We start from the raw sequence: 11,513 nt of genomic DNA on the forward strand, positions 1-11,513 counted from the left end.
TGGCACGGTTAACCGATCCGGACATCGAGCGGTTCACGCCGTATCGACAGGTGAAGGCGATCCTGCAAGCGCGGACTGAGCGCCTCCGGTTGAGACTGCCCAACCCGGACTCCAGTTGCTCGCCCGCAAGGGCGCTATCAACGGAGAGCGAATCACCGAATGAGCACCTTTGCGTATGAAATTCGGAGCAGTGACCCAGCGTATCGCAGTCGGAGTTTGCGCTGGTGGTATGCGTACTAGGTTGTGAACCTACCCTGACGTAACAGGGGAACGGCTTTAGCGACACAGGCTCTCGCAAGGAGTGCCATCCCCGTCGCCATCTAACCGACTGAGAACGCAGGCGCATACTTGCCCTCGGAACGATGCACGGCGTCAGGGACTTCTTATACCAGTCGGTTGGTTTGGGTGACAGGGGCAGACCGCTGTTTACCATAGCGCCAGAAGGCACGGCTCCTGAGCAATTAGACCAATGCCAGTTTGGCGTGGGTAATCGTTCAGAGACACCCTTGACGGAGCCCTTCGATCGGAGAAGGATACCCGCAACGACGCCCCTCCATGAAACCGCCATCCCTGAGCGATGCACCTGAGCGATCACAGCCTCAGCCAGCTTGACGCGGACGCCCTTCAGCGCCTGGAGGTGGAACCGCTGCGTGGTCTCTCGCTGCGCCTGCTTGAGGATCTCAAGGAAGCGCGCGAACGGCTGGGACAAAATCCGACCAACAGCTCACGACCGCCCAGCAGCCAAGCCCCCTGGGATCGGCTCTCAGCACGCGACACCGACTCAAGCGACGACGAGGAGACGCCCCTGCTCGGTGAGGCCCCCGATCAGCCGGCTGACAGCGATGCGTCCCCGGAGGAGGAGCCCGAGCCAACGCCGCCCCCGGCGGCGAAGGACAAGGCCCGCCAAGCCGAGCCACCCAAACGCAAGCCCGGCAAACAACCCGGCGCGCCCGGCTTCGGACGCACGCAAGTGTTCAAAGCCCATGAGACGATCGCCCATCGCGCCGAGACCTGCGCCGTGTGCGCCGCGGCGCTGGGCGCCGATGCCCCCAGTGTCGCCTACGCCGGGTTCCAAACGATCGATCTGCTGTGGGGCGATGCCGAACACCCCGGTCTGCATCTGCACATTGTCGATCATCAGTTCTATGACAGCCACTGCGACTGCGGCCATCAGACCCGCGCGCAGCCCGGCCAAGGCGAGGTCAACGACGCGCGCCTTGAGCCCGTCGCCTTGAGCGAATGGCGGCTGGTTGGCCCCGGTTTGGCGACCCTGGTGGTCGCGCTGCATCTGCGCTTTCGCCTCTCGTATCGGCGTATCCGCGAGTTTCTACATGACTGGCTCGGCATCCGTCTGAGCGTCGGCACGATCAAAGCCACCCTGCACGAAGCCGCCGCCGCCAGTGAGCCGCTCGAACAGGAGCTCATCGAGGCCATCGTGGCCAGCGACCTGCTGCACGCCGATGAGACCTCCTGGCCGCAAGGTGCCGAGTTGCTCTGGCTCTGGGTCAACACCCGCGCCACGGTCACCCTGTTCGCGGTCGCCAAGCGCGGACGCGAGCTCCTCGACCGCCTTCTACCGGACTTCTCTGGCTGGCTGATGAGCGATGGCTGGACAGCCTACCGCCACTTCCCGCAACGACTGCGCTGCTGGGCGCACCTCACGCGCAAGGCGCAAGGGTTGATCGACAGCCTCGATCAAGAGGCCCAAGCCTTTGGGCGACAGGTGCAAGACACCTTCGACACCCTGATTAACGCGATCCATGCCGCTCGAGACGGTCCGCCAGGCGAGTTACCAACCCGCTATGCCCCGTTGCTTGACTCACTGCAGGGCGCCTGTCGGCGTCGGCTTGGGCACCGCCATGCCAAGACCAATGCCTTGGCCGTGGAGCTGCTGAACGACTGGGAGGCGATCTTCCGCGTCTTGGAGAATCCCCACTGGCCGATCACCAATAATGCCGCCGAGCAAGCCCTGCGCCACTGGGTCATTGCCCGGCGCATCATGATGGGAACGCGCAACGAGGCCGGATCACGCACCTTCACCTTGCTGGCCAGCGTGATCGAAACCTGCCGCAAATGTGGGCATCTGCCTTGGCCCTATCTGAGCGCTGTCATCACGGAGCGACGCGCCGGCCGGACGGCTCCGGCGTTGCCGGCTCCAATGGTGGGTGTCTGAACGACTACACTACCGACTTAGCAGTGAGGAACTCGCCGAACTGCCCGCGGCATCCCGCAAGATGCGCGATATCCGCGACGCCTACCGCATCGGTGCGGTCATCCTCCTCGGCCAGGGCCGCGAAATAAAGAATGAAGCCGGTGCGCGGCTGGTGAGACCATCAATGTGGCCCGTCGGTCCCTGGATCACCACCAATTGTACGAAAACACAGCTCGCTTCCATCCAAGGCTGCCGTACTGGGACAACGGCCGCCACAGCGGGAGCCATCCCGCGCTGATCGCTCGCGTCACAACCGCGAGCGGTGACTTGGTCACCCTGCATCGCACCTACCTCACGGATGATGGCGACAAGGCCCCAGTGGCGGCACCGAGGAAGCTGATGGCGTACCCACGCGCGCGGTCGCTCAAGGGCAGCGCGATCCGCCTTGCTCCAGTGGCTTCCCATCTCGGTGTCGCCGAGGGGATTGAGACGGCGCTCGCGGTGCAGAGCATGACCGGCATGAGCGTCTGGGCCACGGGCAGCACGTCGCTGCTGGCAGCTTGGCAGCCTCCGGCCGGTATCGAACAGGTCACCGTCTGGGCGGATCGGGATCGCTCCGGTGCTGGATTGGCAGCTGCAAGGCGGCTCGCCGCTCGGTTGGAGCGGCTTGGGCTGCGGGTCGAGGTCGAACTGCCAGAGGGGAGGATTCCGGCTCGACGGAAGAGTTTGGACTGGCTGGATGTGCTGCAGGCTCAAGCTGAGTTGGTAGCCTGATCCACGTGGCGGGCGTCGGGATGACATCCCTCGGATCGATGGTCCTGCGACTTGCAGCATCATCGCTCCCGATCCCCTGACAACCTCAATGCCTACTCCACCCCCACCGCCTTGAACGCCGCATCCACCGGATCGGCATAGAACGCCGTCTGGAACTTGGCGAACAGCTCGCCGGGCACGGTCGGAATATCGCCGACGCTGGCCATCGGTAGCAGCAGGCGCTTGGCCCCGGCATCGAAGGCCAGCTGCAGGCATTCGGCCAGGTTCTCGACCGGCACGATGTTGCCGCCCAGGCTCATATCACCCAGGATCACCAGCTGCCCCTGCAGCGGTTTGCGCAGCACACCGGAGCAGAGGGCGACGAAGCTCGCCAGGGTCATCGTCTTGGTCGGCCCGGTGTTGTGCAGCTCCACGCAGTGCAGGTGATAGTCGTGATCGCCCGACTTCACCAGACCGCTGACCCGCGTCACATTGGCCTTAAAGTAATCAAACGCGATCTTGGCCGCCTCCTTCGGCGCGCTGTGCGTGCCAAGCCCCGATGAGGTGAACTTGCCATTGCCGGCGGTGGTCTGGGTCTCCAGCCGGTACAGCCCTAAGTGCCCGCTGCTGCCCGTGCCAATGGTATGCAGCACGCCCGGTTTCAGCGGTCCCTCTGGGATAAGGCTGTCGCCGCCTTGCTCCGGCACGCTGACGAAGGTCTCCTCCAGCGTCTCCTGATCGATGAAGGAGAAATGCACCTCGAAGAACTCCATGCCGCCGATCTTTTTCAACTGCTCCTTGACCCGGCGGCGCAGCTCCAGTGCATAGATCAGCGCCCGACGCACCGCGTCCTTGTCGAAGTCGCCGGCCGGATACAGGAGCTTCAGCAAGCCTGAGACCGTGCGCCGCACCGCGATCGTGTCGCGCTGATTGAGATCACGGCCAAGCCGGAACCAGCGGTCGATGGCGTCGGAGAAGTTGCGCTTGCGCATCTCGCGCATGAACTCGGCGAGATAATCCGTGATCAGCCCATAGCGGTTGGTAAAGAACTCCGGGCTCATCTTCGGCACCTCCCAGCCCGGGATGTAGGCGTGGAAGCGGTCGAAGAAGGCGGAGTCGATCATCGACTCCGGAAAGGGCGCGAGCAGATGGCTGGTCTTGACCAGGGTATCGACCGGCTGATTGATGTTGCCGACGAACATCATGCTGGCCGAGGCCTGCACCGACTCACGCCCACGGGCAAAGGAGCCCGAGGCCATGTAGTCCTTCATAATCTGCACCCCGTCCTTGTCCTTGAAGGCGATGCCGGCCACCTCGTCGAAGGCCACCAGATCCCAGAGCCCCACCAGACCAATAGTCCGCCGCGCCATGTTGTAGAACAGGTTGGCCACGGTCGTCTGACCACCCGAGATCAGGATGCTGTTCGGGCTGATCTCCTTGTAGATGTGGCTCTTGCCGGTGCCGCGCGGCCCCAGCTCGCAGGCGTTGTAGTTGTTCTCGACGAACGGGATCATCCGCGCCAGCAGATGCCACTTGGTGCGCTCCTCCAGATTCGCCGGCTCCATGCCGGTGGAGCGGCAGAGCACGTCGATCCACTGTGCCTCGTCAAAACCTCGCCGACCCGCGAACAACTGATCAAGGTCCAGATTCGGCATCTGGATCGGCTTCAGGTCGCCGATGCTGAACGGCGAGCCTTTCGCGCCCTCCTCGTGGAAATAGTGCAGGGTGACGATGCACCAGATGCCACCCACCAGCAGCTTCTCGAAGTCCTTGACGAACCGGCCGCTGATCTCGGCGTCCTTGACGCCCAGGTTCGACAGCAGCGCCTCATACAGATCGCGGCGCTCGTTCAGGCGCACCGTCACCTTGTCGATCACCTTGAAACTGCCGCGCTCCTTGACCTTCGACTTGATCTTCTCCGCCTCATCCGGGCGCACGTAGTTCTCGGCCAGGATGGTCTTCACCGTCGCCAGCCCGTCGTGGATGGTCGCCTCGTCGTCAGAGGCGCAGTACATGCCGAGCAGATACTCGAGCACGTAGACCGGGACGTTCGCGCCTTCCTTGATGCGTTTGGTGAGGTCCTTGCGGACGACCTTGCCGGGGAAGTGCTCGTTGAGGAGCTGGTCTAGCATTAGGAAGTGGTTAGTGGTTAGTTGTTAGTTGTTAGTGGTTAGTGGTTAGTGGTTAGTGGTTAGTGGTTAGTGGTTAGTGGTTAGTGGTTAGTGGTTAGTGGTTAGTTGTTAGCTTTGCTCTGAGGGTGTGGAGCATTTTGGCGATTTCTTCGAGCAGGAGAACGATCTCGCTGATCTGCTGTTTGGAAACGTAGCCGAGACGCTCGGCGATGAGTGTTTGTGTTTCGACCTCGGCACGCGAGCCTTGGGCAATCGACAAGAAACGCAGAAATTCAGCCTTCGACCTTCGGGCTTGGCCCTCGGCGATATTCGACGGCACCGACACCGCAGCGCGTCGCAATTGACTACTGAGCCCGTACATCTCCTCCGCGGGGAATACCTTCGTCATCCTATAAACCCGCTCCACCAACTCCATCGATTTCTCCCAAACAACCAATTCCTGATAACTCTTGACCATCTCACCACCCACTAACCACTAACCACTAACCACTAACCACTAACCACTTCTTCCCTCAAAAATCGTTACCAAAGGCCAAATCAATCGTCACATCAAACCGCGCCTCTTCCACTCCAGTCTCGGCGTCGCGCAGCAGGAGCTGATAGACTCGCTTGCTGTCGAAGGCGCGGCCCTCCAGGGTCAGGCTGACGGTCTTGCGCCAGTGGTTCATGTCGGTGGAGGTACTGTCGAAGGTCAGGGTCTCGACGTTGGTCACCGGCTCGTCGCCGTCGTAGAGCGCGATCTTGAGCGTGACCGGCTTGACTCGCTCGCCGACCGGTTCGTTCTGAATGAGCTGGAAGCGGTGGCGGTTGGTGGTGACCTTGAAGTTGTTGCCGAGCACGCTGACGCCGACGGTCCGGGTCTTGGTCTTGGCCGCCTTGTCAGTGCTCTTCAGATGCTGCACTCGGATCACCGGTACCGCGACCTCCTGCGGCATCGCCCCACCGTGCACGAAGCGCGCGCCGCCGACGAAGTGGAAGCGATTGGTGCCCTTGGGTATCCAGAACTGCATGGCACCCTGGGCCTTGGCGTCGGCCATGCAGCCGGCGGTCACCGCCGTGGAGCCGCGAAAGGTCTGGTCACTCTCGGGTAGGTCGTACCCCAGTAGATAGCGCTTCTTCGCCTTGACCGTCCCTGCCGGCTCTTCGCCCAGCGTGCTCTTGTCGGTCACGCCGAGCGGGCGCTCCTGGAACAGGAAGCCGTGATCGGCCGTGATCAGGATCTGGTTGCCGTTCAAGCTGTTGACGATCTTCGCGGTCAGGTCGGCCAGCTCGTCGATGGCCTGGCGCACGGCGTGGAAGGTCTCGGCCTCGGTCGCCGGCTTGTCGCTGATCGCATCGATGCGGTCGTGGTAGAGATAGACCACCCGATACGGCTTGATGAAGGCGCGCCCCTCGTCCTTCTTCATCGCCATCAAGGTCTCCGCCTTGGCGGCGATGCCGTCGACCGTGCCGAGCACCTTGGCCCGCTGCTCCAGCGCGGCGCAGGGCAGGCCATCGACGCGCAACGCGCCTTTGGCGTCGTAGCTCAATTGCGCGTGCGGCAGCAGTGCGGCCATCCCCAGCCCGGTGTAGGACGGCAGCACCCCGAGCTGTACCCCGAGCCTGGCATCGAAGCGATAGCGGCCGTTCAACTGCGCGGTCAGCTCCTGCGCGGCCTCGTAGCGCAACGCATCGCTGATGATCACAAACACCCGTCGTTCAGGTCCTTTCGCGAGCTGCGGGGCCACCTCGCGGGCGAAGAAGTCCTGTTGGCTTGGGACCTCTGGCAGCCGCCAGTGCGCCAGCAGGCCGCCGGCCAGGTGCTTGTTCCAGCGCAGCGCCAGCTCGGCGAGGAAGCCCTGGCCGTAGGTCTGCTCCACTCGCTCGCGCAGCGCCTTCAGGATGTCCCAGCCGCGCGCCTCGGCGGCGTCGGCGCACTCGCAGCAGTGCCGGTAGAGCTGGTCGAAGCGATACAGCCGCTCGGTGTAGGCGCGGAACAGGGCTGGGGCGTCGGTCGGCTCCGGGATGATCTTCTCGGCGTTGTGCAGCGCGAACAGGTCGGCGGCGGTCGCCAGTGCCTGGTAGACCGCATGCAGGGTCTTGCGCGGGGCTGCCTCGCTATCGGCCAGCTTGGCCGAGGCCCAGTAGCCGTCCTGTCGGCTTGAGGCAACCTTGCGGATGGCCTCGGCGTCGATGCGATCTGCCGTCTCCAGCACCCGATCACGCAAACGCCCGGCGATGGCCTGCTCGACCCGCAGAAAGGTCTTGGCCTCTTGCAGGGCGTCCAGCCCCAGGCCGCTGAGCTGCTGATCGAGCTTGATCGTCTCAGCCACGGCGGCAGAGAGGCGCTCGTAGGACGGACCGCGGGCGCTGCTGTCGCGCCACTGCGCCAGGCAGACCACGGCGTTGGCGACCCCGCGCTTGGGCAGCACCAGGTGCTGGAGGCCGGCGGGCAACGCGCTGCCGAGGCCATTGGCCAGGTCGGAGACCAGCAGCCGGATCAGCAGGCCCTTGAGCGTCGGGGCCTCGTCGCGCCAGCCGAAGTGTGCGTCGATCAGATCCCAGAAGGCGTCCTCGACACCGTACTTGGTCAGGTCTGGCCAGACCGCCGGCTCAGCGTCGAGTTGGCCATCGGGGATTGCGTCCAGCAGCGTGATCAGCAGCGTGAAGAGCTCGGGATGATCGGCCTTCACCAGCACCGCCAGGATCTTGCGGTCGATGTCGGCGGCACCGTCATCGGCGCTGATCAGCCTCTTCAGCCGCTCCAGCCGTTCGCGGCTGGCGAAGAATCTGGCGCGCTCGGCCAGGTGCTGCCGCAGCGACTGTTGCGCGAGCCCCAGGTCGGCGAGCAGCATCGAGGCGCGATCGGCGCTGAAACGGCCGCTGTAGAGGCGGATGTCGAGCAGCCAGTCGTCGTCCGGTGCTGGCGGCTCAAACGGGGCGTAGAGCAGGTAGCGGCCGGTTGGGTCCTCCAGTTCCAGGCGGGCCTTGACCTCAAGGGGCGGGTGCTCGTCCAGGCGCAGGACCGACACACCGTTCAGGTCTAGATCCCCGACCGTCTCCTCGAACTCGCTTTCGGGGTCGTGCCAGAAGACCAGCCGATGGCCGTCCTGGTGGAAGCGCTCGTTCAGCGCGTCGGCGATGCGTCGGGTGTCCATGCGTCAGGCGTCCGTTACCAGAGTCGCGTCACGGCATAAGCATCGAAGTTGTCGTCGACACTGGCCAATGGAGTCGACTCGGTCAGCGCCTGAGCAATCAGGAGCCGGTCGAACGGATCGCGATGGTGGAAGGGCATGTTTGTCAGCGCCGCGGTGCGGCTAGGGAGCACAGGCAAGAGCCTCACGGCATGTAGTCCTTGAAATCGTCCAGATGCTCATCGTCGTCGGCAAGGATGGTGAACTTGCCACGCGCACTGCCTGGCTTGCGTTCGTGTCTCCCGGCTTCGGCGCTTGGCTCTACAGCTGATCCCTTGTCGTCAAGGGGCCACAGAATGATCTCCGTCTTTTTGTGGCGAAGCGCCTCGGGCACTGGAATCGAATCTGGCGTGTCGTCGTAGATGATGCGAATCGGTTGCATGGCGTTATGCTCTTTGATTTGGTGGCGAAGCCGTCGGGTTAGCACAGCGTCACCCGACGATGGGCATCCGTAAGCCGTTGATAGTCGGGTTACGCTATCGCTAACCGGACCGACCGCTAGCGATGCGCTGCGCATGCATTGGTCTCGACAGCTCATGCTCCGGCCTCCCCGGCTAACCGTAACGCCTCGTGCTCCATCGCTGTCGAGAGGCGAAAGCCCGCCTGTTTCAGACGCTCCAGCACACTGCCCACGGACTCGATCACGCCCGTGCGTTTGCCCTTGATCGCAACGCCGACGAGTCCGGTATAGGGCACGCCGAGTCGCTGGGCCACCTTCCGCCCTTTCAGGTCGTCCAGAATGACCCGTGCATCCCCGCGCTCCATGGCAAGCGCCAGAGTCGCCGATTCCCCCAGGTCGATGGACAGCCGCAGTGCGCGGATCAGATTTCGATCCTGAACTCGTGCGACCTCGATCCAATCAGGAAGCGCGGAGCCGAACTCATCGCGTACCTCTTCGGCGACCAGAATGTGGCCATAGACGCCTTCCAGCAATGACAGCAAGCCGATGTTATCCAATGCGATAAGGGGGCTGGTATTGCAGAGGGTTTCAGGCACGCTCGACATCCCTGGCCAAGTCTTCCGACGGGTAGTTGAAGAGCGCGACGTCCTGGCGGCCCAGCAGTTCGATAAACCCTCGTTTCGAGAGTCCCGCCAACTGCGCGGCCTGTCCCGCCGACAATCGGCCCTGTTCATACAACCGAGCCGCGAGCGTCAGAGCCAGATCGGACGGGCTGATGTCGAGGTCATCGGGAAGCTGCAGTACTGCGTTCATTGAAGATTCTCCGGGCGCGTTTTGGGCAGAAATGGGCCGGTCCCCGTATCGCCGGGGCTAAAGGTCATTCCAGACCTCGTCATCGGTTGGGTTGTCCCAGACGTGAGCCATCGCCGATGCCTGTGCCTGCTCGGTGAGGTCGCTCCGTCGTCTGGGCGCTCTTCTCTAACCACTAGCCACTAGCCACTAACCACTAATCACTTCGTCCCCGTCACCGCCTTCACCTCGGCGAGCAGGTTGCCGAACTTGCCGTAGTTGACCTTGACGCCGTCGTCGAGGTCGAGCGCGATGCGCTGGTCGGCGTAGTGGCGCAGTTGCTCGTCGAAGTGGCGCAGCTCGTCGAGCTGTTTGGCGAGCTTGTCGCGTTCCTTCTGCAGGCGCTTGGCCTGCGCCCCGCTGCTGGCGGCCTCGATGTCGTCGGCGAGGCTGTCGATGCGCGCGGCCATCTTGCTCTGCAGCGGCACGACGTACTCCATGCGCATCCGCGCCAAGGTGCCGTCGTTGTAGCGGTGCAGGTAGACCAGGCACTGGAAGGCCTTCTGCTTGCCGCTCGAAAAACACCAGTAAATGGGCCGCTTCTTGTAGGTCTGCAGGTGGTCCTGGAAGAACTTGTCGGCCAGGTGGCGGCGTATGGTGTCGCGGCTCGATTCGCCCCTCTTCGGGCTGAGGTTGACGGCGAGGAAGTTGAGGTTTTCTTCGAGATGCCGCTTGTCCCAGGCCACCGAGATGAACTCGACCACGCGATTCGCGGCGTCGTCCTCGAACCAGTCGGTGTCGGTGATCGGCAGGATGCCATCTTTGTCAGCGGGGAAGCGGCGATAGCGGTTGGGATCGAAGCCCTGGTTGCCGCTGTGGGCGTAGATCAGGCCGGGTTCGTCGAGGCTGTAGCGGCCCATGATGCAGCCGATGGCGTAGGACACCAGTTCTTGCATGGTGTCTTCGCGGAAGCGGGTTTCGAGGTCTTCGGGAAAGCCGTGCTCGACAGACCAGTCGTTGTCCGAGAGCTTCTTGCCGTAGCGATAGGCGGGGTTCACCGTCAGGGTGATCTGGTCGATGGGGACCTCGGGCGTGAGTTCGTCTTGCAGACTGTAGGCGTCGATGAAGAGGCGGTTGTTCTCCTCTTCGAGGCGTTTCATCTCGGTGACCGTGGTGCGGTTCTGGGTGATCCATGCAGTGTAATCGAATTCTAGGGTTGGACTGAGATCGGAGGATGCCGCGAGGATCGGGAGGGATTGGAAATGCCAGGAGCGCTCGTAGGCGTCCCAATCGGCTTCGGCTATAGCTACGCAATCCTTCGAGCGTGCCGTGAGGACGCTGGGGATACGATCAAGTTCGGCTGGGAAGGGTACTCCCTGAACATCCCCTACTAAATAGTGAAGAGTTGGGCTCACGACTCCTAAAACGTGCCGAGCAACCTTGGTATTTAGGTACGCCAGAATCCTATGCAAATCATCTTGATTTTTGGCGAACAAACACAGTGCCGTGTTGTTGGCGACCTCCTCTTCTTTCAGCTTCCGAAATGAGGTTTCGCCACTCGACACTTCAGTCCAACTAATACCAGGGAGATCCCAACACCTCTGAGGAAGAGTTCTCGCGATACTGTCCTGTTTGTAGTGCGCACGAGCATCGGCAGTCCAATCAACAACCCATTCAACATTACCGGACCACATGCGAAAGCCGCCGCCCTTGGGATGGAGTCGCCACTGTCGATCCGGACCGACTGCAATGGAGGTAACCTCCCACCAATAGCGAAGGAATCGATCATTGTCGCCGGTCTTGATTGCTCCTTCTGAGTAAGTCAGATCACCAACGACACGCTTACCAAACAGATCACGAAACCCTTGACTCAACGAGTACGCTAGGCGGCTACCAGGGATCTTCATAATACTACTTTGTTATCTTGCTCTATGCATATGATATAGTTATCATTTTCCCGGCGGCTCGTGAAAAATAGATTCTGGATATCTCATGGTCACAACCAAAAGCCTTGCGCGGCAAAATCCCCTACGCTCGCTGAAAGAAAATCTGGCGTTTCACATTGAAGAATACCACCACCACTTTCACACAGCGACGTCAGCGAACCATGACAT

Annotated in this window: 10 protein-coding genes and 1 pseudogene; 2 read left to right on the forward strand and 9 right to left on the reverse strand. The window is 62.3% G+C overall.

Features of this window, described 5'->3' with window-relative positions; translation table 11 throughout:
* Window positions 1-276: 276 nt before the first annotated feature.
* A pseudogene (locus tag CCR96_RS25465) lies at window positions 277-330 on the reverse strand (excalibur calcium-binding domain-containing protein); the annotation flags it as partial.
* Between the two features lie 247 nt (window positions 331-577).
* Here CCR96_RS25465 and tnpC point away from each other — a divergent pair.
* Complete coding sequence (gene tnpC / locus CCR96_RS02725) at window positions 578-2,173, forward strand: IS66 family transposase (protein ID WP_201216813.1); 1,596 nt, start codon at window positions 578-580, stop codon at window positions 2,171-2,173.
* A gap of 165 nt (window positions 2,174-2,338) precedes the next feature.
* Window positions 2,339-2,926: a DUF7146 domain-containing protein gene (locus CCR96_RS02730; protein ID WP_420827246.1), complete on the forward strand. Its 588-nt coding sequence runs from the start codon at window positions 2,339-2,341 to the stop codon at window positions 2,924-2,926.
* A 92-nt stretch (window positions 2,927-3,018) separates the two neighbouring features.
* On the opposite strand, the gene brxL is transcribed toward CCR96_RS02730, so the two are convergent.
* From brxL to pglX, 8 genes are all read right to left on the reverse strand, one after another.
* The gene (gene brxL / locus CCR96_RS02735; RefSeq protein ID WP_201216845.1) at window positions 3,019-5,037 is read right to left on the reverse strand and encodes a protease Lon-related BREX system protein BrxL; all 2,019 of its coding nucleotides are present in this window, start codon (window positions 5,035-5,037) and stop codon (window positions 3,019-3,021) included.
* Window positions 5,038-5,131: 94 nt separating this feature from the next.
* A complete protein-coding gene (locus CCR96_RS02740) occupies window positions 5,132-5,494 on the reverse strand; it encodes a four helix bundle protein (RefSeq protein ID WP_201216856.1) in 363 nt (120 codons plus the stop codon).
* A 55-nt stretch (window positions 5,495-5,549) separates the two neighbouring features.
* Window positions 5,550-8,174, reverse strand: a complete 2,625-nt coding sequence (gene pglZ / locus CCR96_RS02745) for a BREX-1 system phosphatase PglZ type A (RefSeq protein ID WP_201216863.1) — start codon at window positions 8,172-8,174, stop codon at window positions 5,550-5,552.
* A 14-nt stretch (window positions 8,175-8,188) separates the two neighbouring features.
* Window positions 8,189-8,311: a PIN domain-containing protein gene (locus CCR96_RS24995; protein WP_274601059.1), complete on the reverse strand. Its 123-nt coding sequence runs from the start codon at window positions 8,309-8,311 to the stop codon at window positions 8,189-8,191.
* A 44-nt stretch (window positions 8,312-8,355) separates the two neighbouring features.
* Window positions 8,356-8,592 carry a DUF2281 domain-containing protein gene (locus tag CCR96_RS02750; protein WP_201216868.1) on the reverse strand — a complete coding sequence of 79 codons (237 nt, stop codon included), beginning with the start codon at window positions 8,590-8,592 and terminating at the stop codon, window positions 8,356-8,358.
* Window positions 8,593-8,744: 152 nt separating this feature from the next.
* Window positions 8,745-9,206 (reverse strand): PIN domain-containing protein, encoded by a 462-nt coding sequence (locus CCR96_RS25280; protein ID WP_201216875.1) that lies wholly within the window; start codon window positions 9,204-9,206, stop codon window positions 8,745-8,747.
* Window positions 9,199-9,423 (reverse strand): UPF0175 family protein, encoded by a 225-nt coding sequence (locus CCR96_RS02760; RefSeq protein ID WP_201216882.1) that lies wholly within the window; start codon window positions 9,421-9,423, stop codon window positions 9,199-9,201. The genes CCR96_RS25280 and CCR96_RS02760 overlap by 8 nt, the downstream gene beginning before the upstream one ends.
* Window positions 9,424-9,620: 197 nt before the next feature.
* Window positions 9,621-11,306, reverse strand: coding sequence for a BREX-1 system adenine-specific DNA-methyltransferase PglX (gene pglX, locus CCR96_RS02765; protein WP_201216900.1), 1,686 nt, complete (start codon window positions 11,304-11,306; stop codon window positions 9,621-9,623).
* Between the last annotated feature and the right edge of the window lie 207 nt (window positions 11,307-11,513).

The organism is Halochromatium roseum, assembly GCF_016653315.1.
GTDB classification, from domain to species: domain Bacteria; phylum Pseudomonadota; class Gammaproteobacteria; order Chromatiales; family Chromatiaceae; genus Lamprobacter; species Lamprobacter roseus.

What these genes read in the sequence shown, in the direction of transcription:
- pglX (WP_201216900.1), bottom strand. Translation starts at nt 11,306, where the DNA reads ATGAAGATCCCTGGTAGCCGCCTAGCGTACTCGTTGAGTCAAGGGTTT.
- CCR96_RS02760 (WP_201216882.1), bottom strand. Translation starts at nt 9,423, where the DNA reads ATGAACGCAGTACTGCAGCTTCCCGATGACCTCGACATCAGCCCGTCC.
- CCR96_RS24995 (WP_274601059.1), bottom strand. Translation starts at nt 8,311, where the DNA reads ATGCCCTTCCACCATCGCGATCCGTTCGACCGGCTCCTGATTGCTCAG.
- CCR96_RS02750 (WP_201216868.1), bottom strand. Translation starts at nt 8,592, where the DNA reads ATGCAACCGATTCGCATCATCTACGACGACACGCCAGATTCGATTCCA.
- CCR96_RS02740 (WP_201216856.1), bottom strand. Translation starts at nt 5,494, where the DNA reads ATGGTCAAGAGTTATCAGGAATTGGTTGTTTGGGAGAAATCGATGGAG.
- pglZ (WP_201216863.1), bottom strand. Translation starts at nt 8,174, where the DNA reads ATGGACACCCGACGCATCGCCGACGCGCTGAACGAGCGCTTCCACCAG.
- brxL (WP_201216845.1), bottom strand. Translation starts at nt 5,037, where the DNA reads ATGCTAGACCAGCTCCTCAACGAGCACTTCCCCGGCAAGGTCGTCCGC.
- tnpC (WP_201216813.1), top strand. Translation starts at nt 578, where the DNA reads ATGCACCTGAGCGATCACAGCCTCAGCCAGCTTGACGCGGACGCCCTT.